Below are 24798 nucleotides of genomic sequence, written 5' to 3'. Positions count from 1 at the left end.
CGCTCGTCACTCGCCCGCGGTCCCCAGGATCGCCGCGATACCCGGGTGCGTGCGCGAGTAGCGCGTGGCGCGGAACAGCGAGTCCTTCGGTGCGTGGCCGGCGTGGTCCGGCGGCGTCACGTCGCCGCCGAGGTCGCAGCGGTAGTTCCAGACCGTCTCGCCCGCGGGCGTGACTTCGAACACGCGGCCGCCGGCGCCCGAGCAGATCAGCGTGTTGCCGTTCGGCAGTCGCTCGGCACCGCTGATGAACGCGCTGTAGAAGTGGTCCGGATCGGCGTAGCTCCAGACGGGCGCTTCGGGTCCGAACGCTTCGCGCTCTTCGCGCACGAAGCCGCGCTCGCGATCGAACGGCAGCACGAGCTCCTCGACGATCGACCAGTTGCGCGTCGTCTCCTCCTCGCCCTCGCCGCTCACCTCCTCGCCGCCGTTGTTGTTGAACACGGTCAGGCGCAGGGTTCCGTCCGGAGCGTCGAGCCACTTGGGATCGTGCTGGTAGCCGAAGTGCTGGTCTTCGGCCGTTCCGCATCCGTAGGTCTTCGGGTTGCCGAAGCGGTACAGCAAATCGCCGCCGTGTCCCCAGCGCCCGCCCGTGCTGCCGCGCGCCTCGTCGATCGAGGTCGAGTGGTCGATCACCCAGACCTCGCCGAACTCGGGCGTCGAGATCGCGATCAGGTCCCAGGTCGGGTGGTACGCGATCCCGTTCGTGTGCATGAAGTCGCCCGAGCGTTCCAGCATCGCGCGCCGTCGGTCGCGCTCCTCGTCCGTCTCCTCGGCGCCGCTGCTCGCCGTCGTCGTGCCGATGCCCTGGGTGTAGCCGAGCGCCTCGAGCTGTGCCGCCAGCTCCTCGAGTCGCTTCGACTCGGCGCGCGAGACCGGCGGCGCGTCGCGGTGGTCGCCGTTGACGTCGATGCGGCGCGGATTCGTGACGTCGCCGAAGTTCGCCTTCAGTTCGTCGAAGTCCTGGACCAGGTGGTCGAAGGCGCGCCACTGCCAGAAGATCTCGAACTCACTGCCGCCGTAGGGGCGCAGTTCGAGGATCGTGTCGGGCCACAGTCCGGCGCCGCCCACGTGTTCGGGGTCGCGGCCGTTCGCGATCGCCGTCTCGCGCGCGATGCGTTCCCAGGCGACCACGAGGATGTGGCCGTTCGGCAGGATCTCGATGTCGTGGTGGTTGCAGAGGCCGAGGGACGACAGGTCGTAGTCGCACAGAAGGCTTCCGTCCGGTGCGACGAGTTGCAGCCGGCCGCCGATCCCGCCGCCGCGGAAGTGCTGGTCCTCGTCCTGGCGCGCCGACCGCCAGAGGGTGCCGTCGTTCTGCAGATACGCCCATTCGCCGGGCGCCGAGTCGAACTGCCACTCGTGCGCGATCGTCCCGTCGAGCTCGAGCAGGTAGCCCTTCGTGCTGTTGATCGGCGAGACGAACGTCAGGCCGTCGAACGCGCGCGGATCGTTCACGAGGACACCGCGCGGCGTCGTCGGGTCCCACTCGCTGGCCGAGAGGAACCCCGGCGGCTTCTCGGGCGCCGGCTCGTCCTGAGGAGAGAGCACGGACGGCGTCAGCAGGAACGGAACGAGCAGAATCGTCGTGGCGAACATGTGGGATCCGAGCAGAGGTTGCGGGTCGGGGACGAGCCGTGCGGCTCAGTCGGTGGCGACGGCGACGTCGTTCGTGCGCGCGATGGGGAACGGTTCGCCCTGCACCATGCCGACGAAGCCCCAGGCAGCGAGTCCGTCGGTCGCCTGGGGCTCGAGCAGGTAGGCGGCGAGCGCGCCGAGCGGTTGCGCTGTCGGCACGACGTAGGTGCCGACGGCGAGTTCGAGGCGCGCGTCGAAGCGCTCGGCCGCACGCACGTCGGCGCGGGCGCGGCCTTCGAACGGCGCTTCGGCCCGTTCGAAATCCGTGATGCGGTAGCGTTCGAGCGTCGCCGTCACGGGGGTGTCGAGGCGCCGGAGTCGGATGCCGTGCAGTTCCAGGTGCTCGGCGACACCCGCGAACTCGGGTCCGAAGACGTAGGCGCGCGGAAGGTCCACCTCGAGCGTCGGAACGAAGTCGTTGACGACCTCGACCTCCCAGTCGCGCGGCGCGCCGGGTTCGGTGCGTTCGCCGTTCGCGTCGTACTCCTCGAAGCCCTTGGCCACGACGGTGCCGGGGAACGGCCGTGCCTCGACGCGCAGCGGCAGGCGCTCGCTCGGCTCCGTGCCCGCGCCGCGCTCGATGGCCCGCGCGTCGGCGGTTCGGCACAGCTCGACGACGCGCTCAGCGTTCTGCGCCACGTGTTCGAGCACCGCTTCGCAGAACGCCTTCGTCCCCAGCACGCGATCGCGGTAGGTGGCGTAGCTGTACGCCTCCGACAGCACCGACAGCCGGTTGCGCAGTCCGCGGTAGGCGACGCCGTAGCGCGGCTCGGCCGGGTAGGTGGTCCAGATCTGGTGGCGGCGACCGAAGTTGCCGTACACGAAGCTCTCGTAGTCGGTCGTCGCCGCGAAGCGCGCGTCCACGTCGGGCAGGAGCGTGTCGCGCACGTACTCGATCACGCGGCGGTCACCGGCCGGGTGCTTCGGACCCTGGTGGGTGATCGTGTAGCGGTGGTGCGAGCCGTTCGTCGTGTGCGTGTCGACGATCACCAGCGGGTCGTACGCGTTCAAGAAGCGGATGAACGCTCGCGTCTCCGGCGCGTCGGCTTTCACCCAGTCGCGGTTGAGGTCGAGTCCCAACGCGTTCGCGCGCTCGCCCATCGTCTCCGGGCCGATCTGACCGGGTCGGTTGTCGGGCGCCATCGCGTCGTTCCCGTCCGGGTTGTAGTTCGCAAGGATCGCGACGTTCACGTGTTCCAGCAGCGGCGACCCACCGGCCAACTCGCGCGCGATCATCCCGAGCGCTTCCTTGCCGCAGACCTCGCCCGCGTGGATGTTGCCGAACAGGAACACGAGCGGCTTCGAACTGGCGCGCGCCTCGGCCGCCGAAGCGATCGGCGGGTCGGCGATCAGCACCGCCAGGAGGTCGCGCCCCTCGTGCGAGGTGCCCAGCGAGATCGGCGCGACCAGGTCCGAGGCGGTCGCGATGCGCTCGAAGTGCGCCACGACCGCTGCGTGCTCCGACGTGCGGGTGAAGCCGGACGCCTCGGCCGTGGTCGGCAGCTCGTCGGGCGCGTACGCGAAGCGCACCAGGTCCGGCCGCCCGGGTGTGGCGACGCAGGCGGTGGCGAGAGCGGCGAGGACGAGGAGCCGGGTGGCGCGAGTCATGGGCGGCGTCGATGGGGGGCGGGCGGCGAGCGGGCGCGGGCGCGGGCTCCAGAGGGTACGCAGGCACAGGTGGCGGGCCATGGCCGAGCCGTCGGGGGGGCCGGGCCGGGCGAGGTGGGTCGGGCCGTCGGCGAGGCGAAGCTGGGCCGCTGCGTCACGCCTGTCCACCGCAGGGGCGCCGATCCGTCGCGACCGGGCCTGTCCGAGCGCTCGAACCGCCCGCTGCCGCGCACCGCGCGATCGCGACCGTCGTGCACGGCTCCTGCGTCCCGCGGCCCCACCCCGCCGACCACACGCGGCGCCGCCCCCGCGCCCGTCCCGTCCGCTCGACGGAACCGGCCCGCCCCGCGCGGCCCGCCGAGCCCCGGTGGGCTAGCCTTCGGGCGGAGCGCCCCTCCTCCCCGCCGTGAATCCCGACTCCCCCCGCTACGTGCGCAGCCTCGACAGCCTGCGCGCGGTCGCCGCGTTGCTCGTCGTCCTCGAGCACACGCCGCTCACGATGAAGACCTGGGAGTGGGCGGCGCAGATCCAGATGCGGTTCGCGCCCGGCTACCTCGGCGTCGACCTGTTCTTCGTCCTGTCGGGCTTCCTGATCACGCGCATCCTGATGTCGGATCGCGAGGCCGGCGTGCCGCTGCGCTGGTTCTGGGCGCGGCGCGCGCTGCGGATCTTCCCGGCCTTCTACCTCTTGACGGCGATCGTCGCGGTGGTGCGCTGGGGGCCGGAGATCCCGTGGGTCGCGACCTACCTGTCGAACTTCTACTTCTACCGGCTCGAGGTGCCCTTCTCGCCGCTGAGCCACACCTGGTCGCTCGCGGTCGAAGAGCACTTCTATCTGCTGTGGCCGCTGCTCGTGTACCTGTTGCCGCGGCGCCTCGCGATCGCGGTGACCGGACTCGTCATGGTGCCGGTCTCCATGGCCGTCGCGTACTGGGTCGCGCGCTACGGCCTGCTCGAGAGCATGTCGATGGGCCAGGCCTTCACGCCGATCCGCATGTTCAGCCTCGCGCTCGGCGGGCTGTTGGCCTTCGGCGAGCCGGTGTACCAGCGGTTGATGGCGGACCGCGCGCTGGTGCGCTTCTGGTCCACGGTGTCGCTCGCGATCATCTCGCTCGCCGCGATCAACTGGGGCTACCTGTGGTACGTGGAAAGCTTGCTCGACGCCGACAAGCGCACGTTCATCGCGATCAATCGAATGGTCGGCATGGGCGGCGTGTCGCTGGGCCTCGTGACCCTGACGATCATGGCCGACCGCATCCCGAAGGTGCGTTGGCTGGATCCGCCCTTCGTCGTCCTGCGCTACGTCGGCCGCATCAGCTACGGCCTCTACCTCTACCACCTGCCCGTCTTCTTCTTCATGGACGTGGACGGGCGCGCGCGGTCGGGCGCTTTGACCGGTTGGGACATGGCCCTCGCCGTCGCCCTGTCGTTCGCCGCCGCGATCGCGAGCTACCACCTGGTCGAGCGGCCGATCATGGGGTTCGGGAAGCGGTTCCGGCGCGCGATACCGATACGGAGTCAGACCCCGACCCGTTGATCGACCGACCAAGAGTGCCGCACGAGCCGGGCCGAGGAGTCACACCACGCTCGTTCGCGCCCTCCCTTCGAGTCGCCGCGAGCGACCGCCTCGTGCGGCACTTCTGGTCGGTCGATCAACGGGTCGGGGTCTGACTCCGTAAGCGTTCAGCGCAGCAGCCGGCTGTGGTGGACGATGATCTCGCGCGGGTACGACGACAGGACGAGCAGGTCACGCAGCCCGTCGCCGTCCACGTCCGCCGTGCGCATCAGGTACGGGTCGCGTCCGCCCACCACGCCGATCCGCTCGGTGAAGGCTCCGCCGCCGTCGCCCAGCCAGACGCGCGCTTCGACGTCGTAGCCGCAGTAGGCGACCAGGTCGGTGTGTCCGTCCCCGTTCGCGTCGAACGCGTCGAGACTGCTGGGGAAGAAGCCGATCGGCAGGCGCTGTTCGTTCACGAAGTGCCCGCTCGGGTGGCCGAGCACGACGCTCAGGTCCCAGGACGCGTCGTTGATCGCGGCCAGGTCGAGCAGCCCGTCGCCGTTCAGGTCCGCAGCCGTGACCTCGAGGCCGATCGCGCCGGAACCGACGCCGAGCGCGTTGCCGAACGTCCCGTCACCGTGCCCCGTCGCAACCAGCATCGAAGGGATGGGAGGGCCGTCGGCAGCTGCCGCAACGAGGTCGAGCACGCCGTCGCCGTCGAGGTCTTGGAGCTCGAGGTCGCGCACGTCGTACGGAAGCGGCGAGAGCAGCGGAGTGCTCGTCCAACCGCCGCTGTCGAGTCCCCGCAGCACGGCAACCTCGCCCGTCGCCGCCAGATGCGCGACCAGGTCCACGCGGCCGTCGCCGTCCACATCGGCCACCTCCACGGGGCCGGGGTCGGTCGGGAACTTCACCACCGTCGCAGTTCCGAACGCGCCGCTCCCGTCGCCGGCGCGCACGAGCAACGCGTTCCCGTCCCGCTCGATCAGGTCGCAGATTCCGTCCGACGTGGCGTCCTGCACCACGAGGAACGTGCCGGTGCCCACGGGGGCGAGGTTGCTCACCGCGAGCCCGAGACCGTTCGCCGAACCGAGCCGAACCACCACGCGCGCGACGACCGGGAACGGGTCCGACTCGAGCGTGATCGCGTCGTCGTAGCCGTCGAGGTTCACGTCGGCGGTCGCCAGAGCGCGCGGTGCCTCGGCCGTGATGATTCGATTCGCACGCTCGAACGCTCCGGGCGCGCTCCCCATCAGGGTCGCGAGCCGCTCGTAGGCTGCGGACACGTAGGCCAGATCGAGGAGCCCATCCCCGTCGAGGTCCGCTGCGGCGATGCCCGGCTTCCCGAACTGCAGTTCGTACTGCGCGCCCGGGTGGAAGGTCGCACCACCGGAGCCGCTCATCACCAGCAGCCGTCCGTCCGGTAGGTTCGGATCCGCACTGGAGGCGTCGAGCCCCACGAGCAGGTCGGCGATCCCGTCGCCGTCGAAGTCGGTGTACACGGCGCTCGTCGGATCGGAGGGAAGAGGCGATACGACGCCGCTCGCGAATCCACCCGTTCCGTCGCCCAGGTGCACGCGCAGGACCCTGGTGTTCACTTCCAGCACCAACAGGTCGAGCGCTCCGTCCTGGTTCGCATCGCGGAGCTCGAACCACGTCACGTAGTTCTCCCAGGGGAGCGTGCCGTGCACGGCGAAGGTGCCGTCGCCGGCACCCAGGAGGATCACGTGGTTCTGGTTGGCAGGGTTGGTGGTGACTGCATCGAGCACCCCGTCCCCGTCGAGGTCGCCGACGGCGAGATGGTGGGGGTACGTCTCCGACACGAAAGTGGACTGGGGGGACGGGCCCGTGAAGCTCTCGACGAAGTCCGTGAACCCGCCGGCCCCGTCGTTGCGAGCCACGTACAGGGCGTTCCGCGAACTCGCCGTGGCGAGCACGTCCAGATCTCCGTCGCCGTCCACGTCGGCAATCTCGAGGTCGCCCGCCAGGTCGACGTACGGACCGGACCCGATGCCGCTCACGGGGGCCGGCAGGATCACCGGCGGCTGGAAGGTCCCATCGCCGTTGCCCAGCTCGACGACGAGCTGAAGGCGCGTGGAGACCAGGTCCAGGTGTCCGTCCTGGTCGATGTCGACGGCCCGGCGCCAGTTCCGGCTGCCCCCGTAGGTGCCATGGCTAGGTCCTGCTGCTTCGAAGCTGCCACCCTCGAGGCCGGCGTTGATCGCGCGGGCCGACGACTCGTCGTCGAACACGAGCGCGTCGAGCCACCCGTCCTCGTCGAAGTCGGCGAGCTGTACGTGACTCGCCTGGAAGGCCGACGGCGCCACCTGATCCCGGAACAGCGGCCCCGACTCGTACGCACCGAACGCCACGCGGCGCCCGCCGGTGAACGCGAGTCCGCCCTGGGCCGTCGCGTCGACCACGAAGGCCTGGGCGACGAAGCTGACGCCGCACAGGTACGGCTCGACGGCGGCGAGCGCGACGATCTCTGCGCTCGTGCCACTGTCCGAGGTCGTGAACGGTGCGAGCAGGAACAGCGCGCCCGGGTGCGCGACGGCGCCGAAGTTCGGAAGCGGGGTCGGCGCGTCGAACGCTCCGAGCCCCAGGTAGCCGGCTGCGAGCGAGCTTGCGTGTTCGACGCGGATCCCGAACGGCCGTCCGACGAGCGGCGCGCCGTCGAGGACGAGCCGCGGTGCGCCGTGTGCGCCGGGCGTGCCGCCGCCGAGCAGTTCGAAGGCGCCGTCGGCGGTGCAGGTGGACTGGGCCGTCGCCGGGGCGGCGGTCGAAAGAGCGGGCGAAACGGCGGCGACGAGAACGAGGAGCGCGGGCAGAGCGCGGCGGGCGAGCGTCATGGGTCGCGAGGGCGGAGCGGTTCGGTGGGGCGAGCGAGCTGAGCGAGTCGAGCAGAGCGGCGGGCCGGCGAGGCGGCGCGCGGTCCGAACTCGGGTATCGGCCCCCGGGCGCCCGGCCGACGACGCCTCGGCGCCCGGGCTCCCCGGCCCGGGACCCCGGCTCCGGTGGCCGACCCTCTGCGGCCTCGAGCGCGCTCCCACTCCCGCGGCCCGAGCCCACTGATCCGGACGATCCGCGGCCCGACGGGCTCTGGCGAGCCCCGCCGTGCCAAGCCACCCGCGATCGACGGCCTCACCCCGCCTTCCCGCCCCCGCCTCCCCAACCCCTGCGCCGCCCACGGTTTCCGGCCCCCGCCGGTCAGGACCCCCGGCGGAGCGACCGATGGAACCCCTGCGCGGGCCCCGATCCTCCCGTTCGACCCGCCCCGCCCCAGGAAGACACCGGACCCGCCCGCGTCCGCCATTCTGCGATGCTGGCACACGCTATGAACGACACCCCCCTCGACGACCGGGCCGACCCCGACCAGCCGCTGGTCGAGGCCACCCTGGCCGGGGACGGTGACGCGTTCGCCGAGTTGGTCGAGCGCTACAGCGGGCGGCTCTTCGGCGTCGTGCGGGGCTACACGAAGGTCCACGCCGAGATCGAGGACGTGGTCCAGGAGGCCTTCCTCAAGGCCTACAGCAAGCTCGAGACCTTCAAGGGCGAGTCCAGCTTCTCGACCTGGCTGATGCGCATCGCCGTCAACACGGCGCGCGACCTCTTGAAGAAGCGCGGGCGCTCGCCGGTCACCGCGGTCGAAGATCCCGAACTTGTCGGCGACGCCCAGCGCGATGTGAACGCGTCGCTCGCCGCGCCGTCGGTCCAGCTCGAGCGCCACGAAATCGCGTCGATGACGGAGGAGGTGCTGGCCGAGCTGCCCGAGGTCTTCCGCACCACGCTGATGCTGCGGGAGTTCGAGGAGATGAGCTACCAGGACATCGCCGACCTTCTGGGCGTGTCCATCGGCACGATCGAATCACGCCTGTTCCGGGCCCGCGCGCGCTTCAAGGAGGCGCTGTTGCGGCTGCACCCGGAGGTGGCGCAGGAACTGGGCGCCGATCAGGACGGACCGCGCAAGCGCCGTCGGATGAAGCGCACGGGACGGGACAGCGAAGGTGGGGGCTCGCGCGCCGGTCGGCGTGCGCCGCGGGACGAAGGGGGGTCCGCCAAGGCCTGAGACGCTCGTGATCGAGCGGGAGGTCCGAAGGAAGCGATGAAGAACGACAACCACATGGATTGCGACGCGGTCGAGCTGGTGCTCGAGCTGTGGGGCGACGGTGAACTCGACCAGGTGCGGGGCGAACAGGTGCGCGAGCACTTGCTCGAGTGCCCGGCCTGCCGCGAGACGTACCGCGACCACCGCAACCTGCGGCGTTGGATCGTGCGCCCCGAGGCGCCCGCGGTGCCGGCCGACTTCGCCCAGCGCGTGGTCCTGGCCGCCGCTCGGCAGGACGTCGTCGCCGGACGCGAGCCGCTCGAGATTCCGGAGCGCGGGCGCGGCGCGGTGCTGCGGCCCTTCCCGGCGCGCACGAGCGCTGGTGATCCGGCGGGCGGCGGTGCGGTGTCGAGCGGCGGTGGATTCGCCACCTCGACCGACGGCTCGCTGTTGCCCTTCGTCCTGGCCTGCACGGCGGCGGCGGCGGCGCTGCTGATGATCCTGACGATCGCGATCGGTTCGGCCGGGCGCCCGACCAGCGACGAGCTGCGGGCCGACCCGCTGCCGTCGGTGCTGAACGACCTGCAGAAGCTGCGGGAGCGCGAACTGCTCGAACGCGGCACGAACGGAGCCGCGAGCACCCAGCGCTCGACCGAGAACCGTTCGAACGGCGGGCGCTGATCCGCGCCGGCACGACCCCGTCCCCGACCGGCTCGCCCCTCGCCCCATGCGCACCGCCCTCACCGTCCGCCTGTGGATCGGGCTGTTCGCGCTGGTCTGCTTCCTCAGCGGGCTGGCGACGGGCGTGCTGATGGAGCGGCGGAGCGACGACCCGCAGGGGGCCTTCGCCGACTTCCGCGAGCGCCTGGCCCGCGAGTTCGACCTCGCGCCGGAACGCGAGCGCGGCCTCGCGATGCTGCTCGAGAACTACCAGATCCAGCTCGAAGAGCTCGAGTCGCGCGGCCTCCTGGGCCTCGAGGACGAACTCGTCGACCTGGGGACGCAGTACAACGTGTGGATCCGCGAGCTGGTCATCCCGCCCTCGCAATGGGACCGCTACGACCTCATGCTGGGCGACGCGGTAGCCGCTGCGCCACAGTGACCGGCCGGCCGCGACCTGTCGCTCCGACTCTCCCCGACGACCCCGTTCGAAGAAGGCACCGCTCCTAGATGGCACGATCCTGCGGAATACGAATCGGCTCGCGACGCGTGGAACTGCTCGTCCTCGACGGCAGCGCCAAGCGTCCGAAGCTCGTCGGCTACCACGTCGACACGCTCGAGTCCGAAGAAGAAGGTGGCTCGCCCCTCGAGAACGCACACGAGTCGTTGCGGCAGATGGGCAAGGGCCTCGCCGACAAGGTCTCGGCCGACACGACCGGCTTGGTGCTCGACTCGGGCGCCGCGGTCTATCGGCACCTGTCCCTGCCGTTCGCGGACAAGGCGAAGATCGAGGAGGTCCTGAAGTTCGAGGTCGAGAGCAAGATTCCCCAGTGGGACATCGATGACACGCTCTGCGACTTCCACGTCATCAGCGCCACACCGGTCGAGTCGCACCTGTTGGTGTCGGCGGTGCCGAAGGGTGTGCTGGAGGAGCGGCTCGAAGTCTGCCGTCGCGCGGGCCTCGAACCGCTCGACGCCGAACTGGACGCCTCGGCCCTGTTCACCGCGGCCGAGTACGCCGGCGTGCTCTCGCCCGACTTCGCCCAACTCCTGATCTACATCGGTGACGGCAGCGCGACGCTCGTCGTGGTCTCGAACGGCGCGCTGGTGACGACGCGCGCGTTCCACTTCGACCTCGAGCCGCTCGAGCCCAAGGTCGCCATGGCCGCGGCCGACGGCGAAGAACCCGGCGACTCGGCGTTCGAGCGCCGTGACGACGAGGATCTCCTCGGCCAGCGCGAAGCCCGCCGCCGTGTCCACCTGACCCGCCTGCGCCGTGAGATCGCGCGCACGCTCAGCTCGGTCTCGACCGAGAACGGCTTCGACGCGATCTGGCTCTGCGGCGTGCGCGTCGACGAGCTGCTCTCCGAGCCGATCGGCGACGTCGAGGTGAAGGCGCTCGACCCGCTCGCCGAAGTGTCCGGCGCCGAGGATCTCGAGGATCGCCTGGCCGCCGTGGTCGCGTTCGGTGCGGCCCTGCGCCACCTCGGTTTCGACAGCGCCGTCACGCCCAACCTCCGCCGCGAGGAACTGGCCTTCGCCGGCACGTTCGAGCGCCTCGAGCTCCCGCTGGGCGTCCTGGGCCTCCTGCTCATCTTCTTCCTCGCCGCGCAGTTCCTCATCCAGCGCGAGGGGCTCCAGCTCGAGACGAACAAGTTGGAGCACTGGGCCATGGAGACCAAGCGCTTCACGGTCGGTGAGGATCCGCGGGCGGGCAAGATCTCGACCGCGGCGTTGAAGAGTCCGCCGCAGCCGATCCTCGACTACGCCCTGCGCATGGCCGAGGGCGACCAGGGCGATCCCGATCGCTCGCGCTTCGACGAACTGGTGCGCCTCGGAACGTTGATCGGCGACGAGGTCTCCGAGCTGCAGCGCACGCTGGGTGCGGCCGAGGACGCTTCGTACCCGCAATCGGCGCTGTGGGCGGCCACGCTGACCCTCAGGGTGCTCGAGGACCTGCGAGAGGCGGGCCGCATCCCGCGCTTCGCGATCCGGTCGCTCGACTCCCAGTACCAGACCGGCAACTCGCGCTCGCCGGACAAGTGCAAGGTCGAGCTCGATCTCACGCTCTTCGGCGAGACGCAGCTGCAGTCCTCACAGGGTTGGGATGCGCTCATCGGTGAGATCCGGGCCCAGCCCTGGCTGGTGGACCCGGAAGAGATCCGCGAGCCGTCGCGCAACACGGCCGAGGATGGAACGAGCGTGATCCTCGACGGCCTGACGATCTACGTGGACCCGAGCGGGTCCGAGGACTACTTCGCCGGCTACGAAGTCCCGGCCACGGAGGGCAACTGACATGTTCGCCTGGACCCAACACATGAACTTCGCGCGCTGGGTGATCCTGCTCAGCTTCCTGGGGTCGGCCGTGCTCGGCTACTTCGTCTACGAGCAGAAGCAGAGGCTGACCGAGGTCGAAGGGCAGGTCGAACTCGCCCCGCGCCTGGTGAAGAACCTGGTCGCCGAGGCGCACAAGCTCGAGTCCCTGATCAACGTCGCCGCCGACCGTCAGGACCTCGACAGCATCGACTCGTACATCACGAAGACGGCGAGTGCGAAGCAGATCGAGATCGGCAGCGTCGACATCAAGCCCGGCACGCGGGCCTACGGCACGGCCTTCGAGGACGAGATCTACACGATCAAGCCGCCGAGCATCGTCCGCAAGCCCGAGTACCAGCGGACCAAGATCGCGAACTTCGCCTACATGCTCGAGCGCGGTACGTCGGTGCGCGTGACGCGGCTACGCCTCTTCCCGCCGAGCCACTACAAGTTCAAGCCGCACGAGATCGGCCCGGACGTCTGGACGTTCGAGCTCGAGGTGCGCCAGCGCCGGCGCAAGGTGGCGGAGAGCTGAGCGCGGGTCGCGAGCGTCGCTCGCGCTCGACCATCGGAGCGGGGGACGGGCCACGAGGTCCGTCCCCCGCTCGCGTTTCGGCCGCGCTCGGCCACGGAAGGTGGACCGGCGGCCCCGGGGCCCGGCCGCGGACCGCCAGCGCCCGGGCACACGGACCGAGCCCGGCGCCCGGACCAGCCCGGTCCGCGATGCGCCCCGGTCCACCGCCCCGGAGCTCCGAACCGGGCTCACCCCTGGGCGACGAGGCGCGTTGGGAGTAGGCTCGTCGCGCCTTCGGAAGCGGGGAAGTCGGTGCGAATCCGACGCGGTCCCGCCGCTGTGAGCGCTGACGACGGATCCGTTCCCCTCGACCAGGGGAGGTCACGGGTGAGGCATCTGCCGAACCTGGAAGGCCGGGTCCCGATGGACGACGCGCGAGCCAGAACATCCGCCACGAGGGTTCCGTACCGATCCGCGTCAGCCACGGGCTGCTGCGGGTCTCCAGTACTCCTGTCGCGTCCGGCGGTCGACCGGAACGGCACGACCCGACATCCTCGATGGACTCCAAGATATTCGCCGCCCTCGTCGCGGCGATCTCGCTGTGCGCGCCGGCTGCGGCGCAAGAAGCGTTCGCGACCGCGGTCGTGGACTACCTCCCCGGCCCCGGCGTGCTGCCGACCTTCGCCGATCCGGCCACGGCGCTGCACGGGCCTCGCGGCTGTGGCATCAGCTGTGGCGCGCTCGACGTCGTCACGCTTGGCGTCGGTGGTCAGCTGACCCTCGGCTTCGACGTCGTGATCCAGGACGGCCCCGGCGCCGACCTGATCGTCTACGAGAACCCGTTCCAGGCGGACGAGGCCGTACCTCCGGGCACCTTCACGGAGGTGGTCTTCGTCGAAGTGTCCTCCGGCGGACCGTTCGCGCGCTTCCCGAGCGACTACGGCGGCGGAGCCGGACCCTTCAGCCCGTACGCGAACTTCGGCTGGGGCGCCTACGACGGTCTGGCGAGCGCGGTGCCCACCCTCGCGAACGTCCGCACGAACACCATCGATCCGCTGAACCCGACCGTCGCAGGCGGAACGGCGTTCGACCTCGCGCACCTGGCGAACGACCCGCTCGTACTGGCCGGTCGCGTGAACCTGAAGGCGATCACCCGCGTGCGACTCGTCGACTGCGTCGGCGGTATCGACGTCGACTCGAACGGCGACACCATCTGGGACAGCGGTGGATCGAGCGGTTCGGCCGACATCGACGCCGTCTCGGTCATCAACTACCGCGGGCTCGTCGATTCGCAGCAGCCGACCGTCGACCTCCACGTCGACGCCCAGGATCGGCCGCTGCTCTCGATCAGCGATCCGGACGGCCTGCTCGACCTGGATCCGAACACGCTGCTGATCTCGATCAACCTGGTCCCGCTCTCGTGGATCGAGCTGCTGCAGCTCGGCGTCCTGACGCTCGAGTCCGCGACACCCGAGTCGGTCGTGTTGCGCGTCAACGGCAGCCTGGGCCACAGCTACGTGCTGGCGGCGTCGATCGAGGACCTGGACGGCCACTTCTCGACCGACCAGCTGATGGTCAAGTAGTCGGCGGAGCGACCGGAACCTTCAGGGACGCGTGCAGTTCCTGGAGGGTCCGGACCTCGAAGTCCTCGCGGTGCAGGGCCGCCATCGCGCTGACCATCGCCGAGATGCCGGCGACCGTGGTGACGACCGGGATGCCCGCCGAGATGGCCGCGGCGCGGATCGCGCTGTCGTCCACCCGCTGGAGACGTCCCGCCGGCGTGTTGAGCACGAGGTCGAGCTCGCGGTTCTTGATCATGTCCACGATGTGCGGACGGCCTTCGTGGACCTTGTTCGCGCGCTCGGCCTGGATGCCGGCGGCTCGCAGGGCGCGCCAGGTTCCGTCGGTGGCGTAGAGCTGACAGCCGAGGTCCGCGAGCGTGCGCGCCTCGGGCAGGACCGCGCGCTTGTCGGTGGCCTTGACCGTGATCAGCACGCGCGCGCGACGCTTGAGCTTCATGCCCGCGCCGAGGAACGCCTTGCGGAACGCCTGGGGCAGGCTCATGTCGACCCCCATCACTTCGCCCGTCGAGCGCATCTCCGGGCTCAGCAGGAAGTCGGCGTTCGGGAAGCGGTTGTGGGGGAAGACCGGCGCCTTGACGGAGTAGTAGGGCGGCACGATCTCCTCGGTGAAGCCCAGTTCCTCGAGCGTCATGCCGCACATCACCTTGGCGGCGAGCTTGGCCAGCGGAACGCCGATCGCCTTCGACACGAAGGGCACGGTGCGCGACGCGCGCGGGTTGACCTCGATGACGTAGAGCAGCCCGTCCTTCAGCGCGAACTGCACGTTCATCAGGCCGATGACGCCGAGTTCCAGAGCCATGGCGGACGTCGCTTCGCGAATCTCGCGCAGCGCGTCGGAGCCGAGCGTGTGAGCGGGCAGGACGCAGGTGGAGTCGCCCGAGTGCACGCCGGCCTCCTCGATGTGCTCCATGATCCCGCCGATCACGACGCGTTTCCCGTCGCAGATCGCGTCCACGTCGATCTCGATCGCGTCGGCCAGGAACTGGTCGACCAGGATCGGGTGGTCGGGCGACGCGTGCACGGCTTCGTCGAGGTAGCGCTCGAGCGCCTCGTCCTCGTAGACGATCTGCATCGCGCGGCCGCCCAGCACGTACGACGGGCGCACGATGACCGGATAGCCGATGGACGCCGCGATCGCGAGCGCCTCCTCCTTCCGCGTCGCCATGCCGTTGTTCGGCTGGCGCAGACCGAGCTTCTCGAGCATCGCGGTGAAGTGCTCGCGGTCCTCGGCGCGGTCGATCGCTTCGACCGGCGTGCCGATCAGTGGCGCACCGGCGCGCTCGAGTCCGGCCGCGAGGTTCAGCGGCGTCTGCCCGCCGAACTGGACGATGATCCCGTCCGGCTTCACCTGCTCGACGACGTGCATGACGTCCTCGTGGGTGAGCGGCTCGAAGAACAGGTAGTCGCTGGTGTCGAAGTCGGTCGAGACGGTCTCGGGGTTCGAGTTGATCATCACCGACTCGCGCCCGATCTCACGCATCGCGAAGGCGGCGTGGACACAGCAGTAGTCGAACTCGATGCCCTGGCCGATGCGGTTGGGGCCGCCGCCGAGGATCGCGATGCGCGGGTTGTTGGTCGGCGCGAGCTCGGACTCTTCTTCCCAGGTCGAGTAGTAGTAGGGCGTGACGGCCGCGAACTCCGCCGCGCAGGTGTCGACCAGCTTGTAGACGGGTTCCAGACCGAGTTCCTTGCGCATCGCGCGGACGTCGTCCGCCGTGCGTCCCGTGCACTCGGCCAGTTGGCGGTCGGAGTAGCCCAGTCGCTTGGCTTCACGCAGCCGCTCGGGCGTCAGCTCGGTCTCGAGCTCGCGGCGGAAGTCCGAGAGTTCGCGCATCTGGTCGATGAACCACGGATCGATCCTCGTCGCCGCGGCGATGTCTTCGACCGACCAGCCCGTGCGCAGCGCGATCTCGATCGCCGCGATGCGTCCGTCGCTGGGCACGCGCAACCGCGTCGCGATCTCCGAAGAACTGGGGTCGGGGCCGCCGCGCGGCTTCAGTCCGAAGCCCGCTTCACCCGTTTCGAGGCCGCGCAGCGCCTTCTGCAGCGATTCCTTGAACGTGCGCCCGATCGCCATGACCTCGCCGACGCTCTTCATCTGCGTCGTCAGCGTGGCGTCGGCGCCGGGGAACTTCTCGAAGGCGAAGCGCGGGATCTTCGTGACCACGTAGTCGATCGTGGGTTCGAAGCTGGCCGGCGTCTCGCGCGTGATGTCGTTGCGGATCTCGTCGAGGGTGTAGCCGACGGCGAGCTTGGCCGCGAACTTCGCGATCGGGAAGCCCGTCGCCTTCGACGCCAACGCCGACGAGCGCGACACGCGCGGGTTCATCTCGATCACGATCATGCGCCCGGTGTCCGGGTCGATCGCGAACTGGCAGTTCGAGCCGCCGCACTCGACGCCGATCTCGCGCATGATCGCGAGCGACGCGTTGCGCATGTTCTGGTACTCGCGATCGGTCAGCGTCTGGGCCGGCGCCACCGTGACCGAGTCGCCGGTGTGCACACCCATCGCGTCGATGTTCTCGATCGAGCAGATGATCACGCAGTTGTCCGAACTGTCGCGCATCACCTCCATCTCGAACTCCTTCCAGCCGATCAGGCACTCCTCGACCAGCACCTCCGAGTTCATCGACAGGTCGAGTCCGCGTCCGACGATCTCTTCGAACTCCTCGACGTTGTAGGCGATGCCGCCGCCGGAACCGCCCATCGTGAAGGCCGGACGGATGACGCAGGGCAGACCGATGTCGGCCAGGACCCGGCGCGCGTCCTCCATCGAGTGGGCGATGCCCGAGCGCGCGCACTCGAGGCCGCAGTCCTGCATCGCCGTGCGGAACAGGTCGCGGTCCTCGGCCTTGCGGATGACGTGGCTGTTGGCGCCGATCATCTCGACGCCGAGCCGGTCCAGCACGCCCGAGTCGTACAACTCGAGCGCCGTGTTCAGTCCGGTCTGCCCGCCGAGCGTCGGCAACAGCGCGTCCGGCCGTTCGCGCTCGAGGATCTTGGCGACCGTGTCCGCGGTGATCGGCTCGATGTACGTGGCATCGGCCGTCTCCGGGTCGGTCATGATCGTGGCCGGGTTCGAGTTGACCAGGATCACTCGATAGCCCTCCTCGCGCAGGGCCTTGCAGGCCTGGGTGCCGGAGTAGTCGAACTCACAGGCCTGACCGATCACGATCGGTCCGCTGCCGATCAGGAGGATCGACTTGATGTCGTCGCGGCGGGGCATGGGCGGGGCGGGATGGGGGCGCGGCGGAGGGGCGTGGCGGTCGAGGGCGAGGCGATCGAAGCTGGCGAGGACGGCGCCAGATCCGCGCGGGCAAAAAAAAACGTCGGCGCCCCGGGCTGGGGGGCCGACCGTTCGGTGCCGACGGGTCAGGTGCCGTTCGGCGTGCTGGCGGAGTTCGAGCGCGTCACGTCGAGGGCGGATTGTTCCAGATCGGACCCGCCATGTCGACGTTCGCGAGGCGCTCGTGCACCGCGGTCCTCGCTCGGTGGTGACGCGCCCGCCTCCCCGTGCCCGCGCCAGGAGTTCGGACCACGCCCGTGCGCGCTGGATCGGTCCCGCGCAGCGGCCGTCCGTGCCACCGAGCCCCGCGCGGGCCGCGGTCGAGCGCCGGTTCCCGGCGGTCCACTCGGTGGTGGCCAGCTCGGTGGCCGCGGGTCGAGCTCGCCCGGCAGCGACGCGGGCGCGGGTCCGAGGTCCGCGCCGCCGCCGGATCGAGGTCCGTGGCCTCGGCCCGTCGCCTCAGCTCGTCGCGCCCGCGGCGGACTGCTCGCGGCGGGCCCGTCGACGCTCGATCAGTTGCCGCGCGAGTTCCTCGCTGCGCTTCTTGTCGCGTCGCAGCAGCAGGAACATCGCCAGGATCAGCGCCGCGAAGAAGGCCGACGCCACCGACAGCAGGACGGTCAGCGTGGGGTCCTGCTCGGGCACGAAGACGTCGATCGACTTCGCCACGAACAGCGGCGCCACGTGTCGCTCGGTCTGCGTGTCGTAGACGATGTTCATGTAGAAGACGAGCTCGCCCGTGACGTACTGCCCGATCGGATAGTCCTCGATGCCGCCGGGCACCTGGACGCAGATGATCGGCTTGCGCTGCCACATCGTGTTGCCGAGCCAGATGATCGAGTAGGTGTCGAGGCGCGCGGGGTTCTCGCCCGCCGCTCGCGCCGTCGAGGCCTGGACGCGACTGACCGGCAGCTTGAACGTCCGGCCGCGGTACGGGTCTCCGCTCTCGGCGATCCCGAACAGGATCTCGTCGTCGAGCTCCTCTTGGGCGGCCGCCTGCATCTCGGCTTCGGGCCGGTCGCGCATCCAGGCCAGCAGTCGCCAGCGCATCGAATCCTTCGGGCCGGTGACGCGATTGAACGTGTCGTCGCGCACCTCGTCCCACTGCTCCTGCGTGATGCCGGTGACGGTGCCGAAGTCCTCGAACGAGCGCAGGATCTCCGGACCGACCAGGAGCGGCCCCGTCGCGGTCTCGCGCACGGGCGGCGGCGGCACGACGCCGGGGCCGGGGGCGACCACGGGTTCGGCCACGTCGACCTCGTCGGCGAGTACCTTGAAGAACACGCCGCCGAGCCGCGCCCAGTCGCCGCGCGCGAGGTCGGCGTCGTCGGTGCGCAGCATGCGGAAGTGCACGAATCGGTCGGTTCCGTCGCCCGCACCACCGTTCTCGTCGCGGCCGTCGAGCCGCAGCGTGCCCACGTACTCGGTCTCGGAGCTGCCGGGGCCCGTGTCCATCGACGCGATCTCGAGGATCTGCCCGCGCACCGAGAACCAGTCGCCGCGCTGGGCATCGGGATCGGCCACGAGACGCGCGTGCACCGCGTTCGAGAGGGTCGGCGCGCCCGAGTCGGCGATCGCACCCGCGGTCGTCCGGCGCACGGCGGCGCGCACGATCTTCAGCTCGTCCGCCTCGACGAAGGCCCGTTGGCGTTCCTCGTTGTCGGCGACCTGTTCGAAGGTGCCGGGGGGCAGCGCGGGCAGCACGATGCGTTCGTCCCCGGAGCTGGGGCCGGGGCCTTCGGACGGCTCGGGCTGCGTCGCGCCGGAGAGCTGCATCCAGAACAGCACCGCCACGATGCCGACGAGCGCGACGCTCATCAGGATCATGCGGCCCTTCAGGTTGGTCGGTCCCATGCCGACCTCGGTGGCTCCCTTGAACTTCCTCATGCTGGCAGGTGGGGGCGCGGGGCCCTCTTCGTCGATCGTGCCGGTCTCGGCCGGCGTGGTTCGGTTCGCGGCGGTGTGGTCAGCAGTGAGTCGCCTCGCAGCGGGCGGTCGCGAGCGCTGGACGTCGCGACGGTGCTGTCTCGAAGGTGCTGTCTCGAAGGTGCTGACTCGATGGTGACGCCTTCGACGCGACGGTGTCGCCTTCGGACCGGGTCGGTTCGCGGGTTCGCATCGCCGCGGGCGGGGAGTTCGCTCAACGCCCGAGCGGTCGAGAGGTTCAGCCCCGCGCGGCCCGCACCAGCGCCTCGAACAACCGCGCCTGGCGGTCGTCCTGGGTCGCGTCGTCCACGGACAGTTCGGGGTGCCACTGTACGCCGATGGCGAACCCGAGCGAGGGGTCCTCGATCGCTTCCACGAGGCCCTCGTGGTCCCGGGCGGCCACCCGCCACCCGTCGCCCGGCCGATCGATCGCCTGGTGGTGGCGCGACAGGGTGGTCAGGGCCCCCGCTCCCACGACGGTGGCGAGCTGTGAGTCCGCCGCCACCTCGACCGGGTGCCGCGCGTCCTTCCAGTGCTGCTGACAGCCGGGCCGGTCCTCGGGCAGGTGCTGGAGCAGCGTCGCGCCGCGGGCCAGGGCCATCAGCTGCATGCCGTAGCAGATGCCCAGGGTCGGCAGCCGCGCCGCGAAGGCCGCGCGCACCAGGGCCAGGTCGCCGTTCTGCTTGAGGGGCGGCACCGGCGAGGCCTCGGGGTGCGTGGCGCCGAGACCGAGGGCCTCCGCGTCGAAGTCGTCGCCGCCCGAGAGCAGCAGGCCGTCGAGCCGTGCGACCAGCGCGGCGCACTCGTCCGCGTCCGCGCTCGGGAAGATCGCGACCGGCTGGCCGCCCGCGCGCCGCACCGCGTCGGCGTAGCGAGTGGGGTACTCGGCGCGCTGCCGGTCGTCGTGGTAGACGCCGACGTTGATGCCGATCAGGGGGCGCCGCCCGGGGTCCTCGTTCGTGAGCACGGCCGACAGGCTACTCGTGGAGCGCGCCGCTCGTTGCCGCCACCGCACTCGTGTGCGGTCGCCGACCCGTCGCCGGGCCGGCGCTCAGCGCTCGAGCGGACAGGTCCTCAAGCCCAACAGGGTGTAGAGCGGGCAGCTGCCGATCAGCCCGGTGAGGAGCGGCACCACGCCGATCCAGCCCCACGGGGTCTTCGGACCGACGAAGGCGATCGAGAGCAACCCGATGCCGAGGATCACGCGCAGAGCGCGGTCGACGACGTGTTCGTTCTTGGGGAGGAGCTTCATGGTCGGATTCCTCGAAGAGGTGGACGTGGAGGGCACGGGGTGCCGCCGCCCAGGAGTGGGTCGTCGACTCCCCGGGTGGAGCGGCGCGCCGGGCGACGATCGAAGTCGAGGTGCGGCGCCCGGCGGGCCGGTCCCGCACGCATTCTAGAACGTCGCCGTCACCGCCAGTCGCAGGGAGAACGGCTCGGCCGGGTGGAAGTGGACGTCCTCGACGCCGCCGACCGGCTCGCCGGCCAAGCGCGACGCGTAGAAGTACTCGATGTCGCTCTCGTCGCTGTCGAGGAGGTTGAAGACCGACAGGCGCACGCGCCAGTGCTCGTCGATCACGTAGCCAGCGTGCAGGTTGACGAGGAAGGACGAGCTCGACTCCACCGAACCGTCCTCGATCAGGTCGCGCGGCCCGAAGAAGCGACCGCGCAGCGCGACGTAGTGACCGTCCTCGGAACGCGCGGTCAGGCCGGTCGCGACGACGGTGTCGATGGCGCCCGGCACGTGATCGTCGTCACCGGCGTCCGTGAAGCGCGCCTGGCTCGCCGCGGCGTCGAGGTCGGCGGTGAGCCAGTCGTTCACCTCCCAGAAGTTGGTCCACTCGATACCCCAACGCTCGGTCGCGCCGCTGGCCTCCGTGTTGCCGGCGTCGCCCACGAACAACAGCTCCGAGTCGCTCTCGAGGTACCAGAGCGACAGCGTCGACTGAAGGCCGTCGATCGCCGTCGTGCGCACTCCGATCTCCGCGCCCCGCTGTTCGACGAGCGGATCGACGGGCGTGCCGTCACCCAGCGCCGGAGTGGTCGGGTCGTCGGTGAGTGTCGTCCCGCGCGCGTCGTTGCTGTGGAAGCCGTAGCCGGCGTTCACGTAGAACTCCGTGTCGGCCCAAGGTCCGAACACGAGGGACAGCTTGGGGCTGACGATTCCGTCCGACTCGTTGCCTGAGTTCGCGGCGAGGTCCGAGTCCACGTCGAAGAAGTACTGGTCCGCGCGCAGCCCGATCGTCGAGCGGAACCAGCCGTTCCAGAACTGCGTGCTCTCCGCGTAGGCGCCGATGCTCGTCTCGACGATCTCGTCCTCGCGCGTGGTCGACAGGATCGTGCGTTGCGACGTGCGAAAGAGGCCGTTGTCGATCCAGTCGGCGCGCGACTGCACGCCGTACCGCAGTTCGCCGTCGACACCGAAGAGCTCGGTCGCGGTCGAACGGCCGGCCTCGACGCCGAGGACCGTACGCTCGTCGGTCTGCAGGAACTGGTCGCCGTTCACCGGGTCGTCGAGGACGTAGGTGAAGTTCGAGTAGAGGTCGAGCGCGTAGTGGTACGCGTAGGCCGTGAGATCCGTGCGGTCCGCGCCATCCTCTGACCAGTGCTCGAACGTGAGGGACTGCCGGTCCGAGAGGCCGCCCGAGGTCGGGTCGAGCGTGCCGAAGCGGTCGATCAAGCCGCTGTCCACCGCTCGCTTCGGGATGTGATCCGTGGCCGTCCAGTCCGCGTCGTAGAACTCGCCCGTGAGACGCCAGCCGCGACGGTCGTCACCGTGGGTCCAGCGCGCGACGCCGCTGAGCTTCTCGTAGTCGTCCTCGACCACCCAAGGTCCGTCGTTGTGGTAGGTCTCGATCCCGACCGTGAGCTTCGAGTCGTCGAGAGCGAACGTGTCGCCGGCGACGGTGCGCATGAAGTCGAAGGAGCCGCTCTCGACCTGGACGAAGCCGAACGGGAGCTCGTCCATGTAGTCGATCGCGACGGAGCCCGCCGACGCGAAGTCACCGGCATCGGCGAAGTAGGGCCCCTTCCGGTAGCGCACGTTGCCGACGAGCTCTGGGATCAGGGGGTTCAGGTCCACGTAGCCCTGGCCGTGGCCGTGGCTGCGCAGGTTGTAGGGGACGCCGTTCACTCGCACGGCCAGGTCGGTTCCATGGTCGAGGTTGAAGCCGCGCAGGAAGAACTGGTTCCCCTTGCCGGCCCCCGAGTGCTGCGTGATGACGATGCCGGGCACCGTCTCGAGCAGCTCGCCGGGGCGCAGGAGTGGCCGGCGCTGGAGCTCCTCGGGCCCGACCTCGCCGACGGTTGCCGACTCGACGAGTCCGACCAGGTCGTTGGAACGGCCGACGACGACGGTCTCACCGACGGCGGCGGGCTCCTGCGCACGAAGCGGTGGCGAGAGTGCGACGGTCGCGGCGAGGAGCGCGCCGAAGCACGCGGGCGAGGCGGGACGGGCGAGCGCGACGACGGAGGGCCGTTGCGACCGAGAACGGCGCGCACACGAGCGCGCCGGCAAGGGCGGAGTCATGGGGGAGGAGTTCGGGACGCGAGGGGGAGACAAGTGATACGCGACGTCGCGCTGCCCATGGCCTCGAACCGGGCGGTTCGAGGCGGCGCACCTGCTCAGCCGCGCGACACGACCGCCGCCCCGATCAACCGGTACAGCGCGCGCGCACCCACGTTCGCATCCCAGCTGTCCGTCTCCGTCGGCCCGCCGTCCTCGCCCGGTGACACCTCGACCAGGTCGAGCCCGACGATCCGCTTGCCGCTCGCGCGCAGCGTCGTCAGCAACAGGCTCAACTCGTCCCAACGCAGGCCGCCCGGCACCGGCGTCCCCGTGTTCGGGCACAGGACCGGATCCAATCCGTCCACGTCCATCGTCAGGTAGATCTCGTCGGGCAGCTTGGCGATCCACTCCTTCGTCACGGCCGGCAACAGACCCGCGAGCCGCGCCGCACCCCAGGCCTCGTCGGTCAACTGCTCGACGCGGCCACCGCTCGCCGCCACGAAGTCGTTCTCTTCGGGGCACGTGTCGCGGATGCCGATCTGCACGACCTTGGCGATGCCGTCGAGGCGCTCGCAGGCGTTGCGCAGGATCGACGCGTGGCTCCAGGTGAAGCCCTCGAACGCGAGGCGCAGGTCCGCGTGCGCGTCGATGTGCAGGACGCCGACGCCCGGGTGGCGGCGCGAGACCGCGGCCAGCGCACCGAACGGCGTGGCGTGGTCGCCGCCGAGCAGCACCGGCAGTTTGCCGCGCGAGAGGGCCTCGACGGTGGCGGCCTCGACCGCCGCGTTGACGCGCTCGCCGGCGGCGTTCACGCGCTCGAGGTCGGCCAGCAGCGCCGCATCGCCGTCCACGTAGCCGGCGACCTCGACCACCCGCCGCGCCGGCTCGAAGGCTTCTTCTTGAGCAGCGACGATCCCGGCCGGCACCTCGCGCAGCGCGATCCCGCGACGCCACGGCTCGCCGAACAGCGGGCACCACAGTTCGACCTGGTGGCTGGCGCGGGCCACGGCCTCGGGGCCGAAGCGCGCACCCGGCCGGTAGCTCGTCGTGGCGTCGAACGGCACCGGCAGGACCCACACGGCCGACGCTTCCGGGTCGGGATCCACGCCGAACAGGCCGCTGTCGGGCCGCGAGGCCGCGTTTGGGTCCACGGTCGGGCCAGCGGCGTCGAACGGGCCACCGGCACTGAACGGATCGGAGGGTGCTGCGCTCATGGAGGTCAGGGTGGCGCCCGCGCGGGCCTGCGCCCAGCGCCCGCAACCGATTTCCGGCACGCTCCACCAAGAGCGCTTCGACCATCGGCGTTCCCGTCCTCGTCGGTGGCCACACAGGTCCGCCCTGCGACCTCGCCCCCGGCCACGACCCACGACCCTCCCGCCATGCCTTCGATCCAGACGGCCACGCCAGCGAACTCCGACGATCGCGGCTCGAACGAGTCCGGTTCCGGCCTCGCCGACGCCACCGGCGACGGCGAACTCCTCGCTCGGTGGCACGCGTCGCGCGACCCACTCGCGTTCGCCGAGCTCGTCCGGGCGCACGAAGCGGCTCTGCTCCACCACGCCATCGGGCTGGTGGGCGACCGCGCGCGCGCCGAGGACGTGGTGCAGGAGGTCTTCCTGAAGCTCGCCCAGAAGCCGCCCGTCCTCCCTGAAGAGGTCGCCGGCGACATGGATCGCGAGCGCGCGCAGCTGCGCAGTTGGCTGCACCGAGTGACGAGGAACGCCTGCATGGACTCATTGCGAACCGAGAAGCGGCGTCGACGTCGCGAGGAAGAAGTGGCCGGTGCCGAGGCCACGGTCGGCGGGATGGAGCGCGTCGAGGAGGCCGACACGCGGGCCGCCGTCGAACGCGGCATCGAGCGCCTGCCCGACGACCAACGCGAAGTGGTCGTGCTGCGGCTGATCAGCGAACGCAGCTACCGCGAGATCGCGGAGATCACCGGCAAGAAGGTCGGGACGGTCGGCTGGCTGATCTCCGAGGGCCTGCGCGCCTTGAGCCAGGACCTCTCGCACCTCGTTCCGGCCGGCACCAACCAACGCGGCTGAGAGCGAGCCAGCGCGGGCCGACCCGCGGGCGCGCACACGGCGCAACCGACGGATCGACCGCACGCGCCAAGTCGACGCCGCTTCGAGCCGTTCCTTCTCGCGCGCACCGCTGCACTCCAGCTTCCGAGCATCGCAGCGCCGCACCCAACCGAACACCCGGTGGACCGCACC

Annotated in this window: 17 protein-coding genes and 1 riboswitch; of the genes, 8 read left to right on the top strand and 9 right to left on the bottom strand. The window is 70.4% G+C overall.

All coding sequences use genetic code 11. The features are described 5' to 3' along the window. Positions 1 to 6: 6 nt before the first annotated feature. The gene (locus tag Pla163_RS17455) at positions 7 to 1596 is read right to left on the bottom strand and encodes an aryl-sulfate sulfotransferase (protein ID WP_145191631.1); all 1590 of its coding nucleotides are present in this window, start codon (positions 1594 to 1596) and stop codon (positions 7 to 9) included. Between the two features lie 45 nt (positions 1597 to 1641). After that, positions 1642 to 3243, bottom strand: coding sequence for a M14 family metallopeptidase (locus Pla163_RS17450; RefSeq protein ID WP_419186094.1), 1602 nt, complete (start codon positions 3241 to 3243; stop codon positions 1642 to 1644). 406 nt (positions 3244 to 3649) lie between these two features. On the opposite strand from Pla163_RS17450, the gene Pla163_RS17445 reads away from it, so the two are divergent. After that, positions 3650 to 4780 (top strand): acyltransferase family protein, encoded by a 1131-nt coding sequence (locus Pla163_RS17445; protein ID WP_145191625.1) that lies wholly within the window; start codon positions 3650 to 3652, stop codon positions 4778 to 4780. A gap of 146 nt (positions 4781 to 4926) precedes the next feature. Here Pla163_RS17445 and Pla163_RS17440 read toward each other — a convergent pair whose 3' ends face one another. Then, on the bottom strand, positions 4927 to 7593 hold the full coding sequence (locus Pla163_RS17440; RefSeq protein WP_145191622.1) for an FG-GAP repeat domain-containing protein: 2667 nt from the start codon (positions 7591 to 7593) through the stop codon (positions 4927 to 4929). A gap of 485 nt (positions 7594 to 8078) precedes the next feature. Between Pla163_RS17440 and Pla163_RS17435 the strand changes: the two genes are divergently transcribed. The 6 genes from Pla163_RS17435 (at position 8079) to Pla163_RS17410 (ending at position 13862) form a co-directional block, all read left to right on the top strand. After that, entirely contained in the window at positions 8079 to 8810 is a 732-nt protein-coding gene (locus Pla163_RS17435; RefSeq protein WP_419186093.1) for a sigma-70 family RNA polymerase sigma factor, read from the top strand. A gap of 36 nt (positions 8811 to 8846) precedes the next feature. Continuing rightward, entirely contained in the window at positions 8847 to 9470 is a 624-nt protein-coding gene (locus tag Pla163_RS17430; RefSeq protein ID WP_145191616.1) for an anti-sigma factor family protein, read from the top strand. A 46-nt stretch (positions 9471 to 9516) separates the two neighbouring features. Next, positions 9517 to 9891 (top strand): hypothetical protein, encoded by a 375-nt coding sequence (locus Pla163_RS17425; RefSeq protein WP_145191614.1) that lies wholly within the window; start codon positions 9517 to 9519, stop codon positions 9889 to 9891. Positions 9892 to 9998: 107 nt separating this feature from the next. After that, positions 9999 to 11744, top strand: coding sequence for a type IV pilus biogenesis protein PilM (locus Pla163_RS17420; RefSeq protein ID WP_145191611.1), 1746 nt, complete (start codon positions 9999 to 10001; stop codon positions 11742 to 11744). A gap of 1 nt (position 11745) precedes the next feature. Next, positions 11746 to 12300 carry a hypothetical protein gene (locus Pla163_RS17415; protein ID WP_145191608.1) on the top strand — a complete coding sequence of 185 codons (555 nt, stop codon included), beginning with the start codon at positions 11746 to 11748 and terminating at the stop codon, positions 12298 to 12300. 248 nt (positions 12301 to 12548) lie between these two features. Further along, a riboswitch (cobalamin riboswitch) is annotated at positions 12549 to 12749 on the top strand. Positions 12750 to 12836: 87 nt separating this feature from the next. After that, positions 12837 to 13862, top strand: a complete 1026-nt coding sequence (locus Pla163_RS17410; RefSeq protein WP_145191605.1) for a hypothetical protein — start codon at positions 12837 to 12839, stop codon at positions 13860 to 13862. Here the strand turns inward: Pla163_RS17410 and carB are convergent. From carB to Pla163_RS17380, 6 genes are all read right to left on the bottom strand, one after another. Further along, positions 13855 to 17088 (bottom strand): carbamoyl-phosphate synthase large subunit, encoded by a 3234-nt coding sequence (gene carB, locus Pla163_RS17405; protein WP_145191602.1) that lies wholly within the window; start codon positions 17086 to 17088, stop codon positions 13855 to 13857. The two genes, Pla163_RS17410 and carB, sit on opposite strands and share 8 nt — an antisense overlap. Before the next feature lie 519 nt (positions 17089 to 17607). Continuing rightward, the gene (locus Pla163_RS17400) at positions 17608 to 19035 is read right to left on the bottom strand and encodes a hypothetical protein (protein WP_145191599.1); all 1428 of its coding nucleotides are present in this window, start codon (positions 19033 to 19035) and stop codon (positions 17608 to 17610) included. 277 nt (positions 19036 to 19312) lie between these two features. After that, positions 19313 to 20041 (bottom strand): gamma-glutamyl-gamma-aminobutyrate hydrolase family protein, encoded by a 729-nt coding sequence (locus tag Pla163_RS17395; protein ID WP_419186091.1) that lies wholly within the window; start codon positions 20039 to 20041, stop codon positions 19313 to 19315. Positions 20042 to 20125: 84 nt separating this feature from the next. Beyond that, complete coding sequence (locus Pla163_RS17390) at positions 20126 to 20326, bottom strand: YgaP family membrane protein (protein WP_145191593.1); 201 nt, start codon at positions 20324 to 20326, stop codon at positions 20126 to 20128. Between the two features lie 144 nt (positions 20327 to 20470). Continuing rightward, on the bottom strand, positions 20471 to 22603 hold the full coding sequence (locus Pla163_RS17385) for a TonB-dependent receptor (RefSeq protein WP_145191590.1): 2133 nt from the start codon (positions 22601 to 22603) through the stop codon (positions 20471 to 20473). 95 nt (positions 22604 to 22698) lie between these two features. Continuing rightward, positions 22699 to 23796, bottom strand: coding sequence for an agmatinase family protein (locus tag Pla163_RS17380; RefSeq protein ID WP_145191587.1), 1098 nt, complete (start codon positions 23794 to 23796; stop codon positions 22699 to 22701). Between the two features lie 165 nt (positions 23797 to 23961). Here Pla163_RS17380 and Pla163_RS17375 point away from each other — a divergent pair, with 165 nt between their 5' ends. After that, positions 23962 to 24627 (top strand): RNA polymerase sigma factor, encoded by a 666-nt coding sequence (locus tag Pla163_RS17375; RefSeq protein WP_145191584.1) that lies wholly within the window; start codon positions 23962 to 23964, stop codon positions 24625 to 24627. The last annotated feature ends 171 nt before the right edge of the window (positions 24628 to 24798 follow it).

The sequence above is a fragment of the Rohdeia mirabilis genome (assembly GCA_007750655.1).
In the GTDB taxonomy this organism is placed as follows: Bacteria; Planctomycetota; UBA1135; order UBA1135.
Note: the sequence above shows the minus strand (reverse complement) of the source record. Positions and strands in the feature narration are given on the sequence as shown.

Excerpts from the sequence above, each read along its gene's own strand:
- Pla163_RS17440 (WP_145191622.1), bottom strand. The coding sequence starts at position 7,593 with ATGACGCTCGCCCGCCGCGCTCTGCCCGCGCTCCTCGTTCTCGTCGCC.
- Pla163_RS17435 (WP_419186093.1), top strand. The coding sequence starts at position 8,079 with ATGAACGACACCCCCCTCGACGACCGGGCCGACCCCGACCAGCCGCTG.
- Pla163_RS17400 (WP_145191599.1), bottom strand. The coding sequence starts at position 19,035 with ATGAGGAAGTTCAAGGGAGCCACCGAGGTCGGCATGGGACCGACCAAC.
- carB (WP_145191602.1), bottom strand. The coding sequence starts at position 17,088 with ATGCCCCGCCGCGACGACATCAAGTCGATCCTCCTGATCGGCAGCGGA.
- Pla163_RS17375 (WP_145191584.1), top strand. The coding sequence starts at position 23,962 with ATGCCTTCGATCCAGACGGCCACGCCAGCGAACTCCGACGATCGCGGC.
- Pla163_RS17380 (WP_145191587.1), bottom strand. The coding sequence starts at position 23,796 with ATGAGCGCAGCACCCTCCGATCCGTTCAGTGCCGGTGGCCCGTTCGAC.
- Pla163_RS17415 (WP_145191608.1), top strand. The coding sequence starts at position 11,746 with ATGTTCGCCTGGACCCAACACATGAACTTCGCGCGCTGGGTGATCCTG.
- Pla163_RS17390 (WP_145191593.1), bottom strand. The coding sequence starts at position 20,326 with ATGAAGCTCCTCCCCAAGAACGAACACGTCGTCGACCGCGCTCTGCGC.
- Pla163_RS17385 (WP_145191590.1), bottom strand. The coding sequence starts at position 22,603 with ATGACTCCGCCCTTGCCGGCGCGCTCGTGTGCGCGCCGTTCTCGGTCG.
- Pla163_RS17430 (WP_145191616.1), top strand. The coding sequence starts at position 8,847 with ATGAAGAACGACAACCACATGGATTGCGACGCGGTCGAGCTGGTGCTC.
- Pla163_RS17450 (WP_419186094.1), bottom strand. The coding sequence starts at position 3,243 with ATGACTCGCGCCACCCGGCTCCTCGTCCTCGCCGCTCTCGCCACCGCC.
- Pla163_RS17410 (WP_145191605.1), top strand. The coding sequence starts at position 12,837 with ATGGACTCCAAGATATTCGCCGCCCTCGTCGCGGCGATCTCGCTGTGC.
- Pla163_RS17425 (WP_145191614.1), top strand. The coding sequence starts at position 9,517 with ATGCGCACCGCCCTCACCGTCCGCCTGTGGATCGGGCTGTTCGCGCTG.
- Pla163_RS17455 (WP_145191631.1), bottom strand. The coding sequence starts at position 1,596 with ATGTTCGCCACGACGATTCTGCTCGTTCCGTTCCTGCTGACGCCGTCC.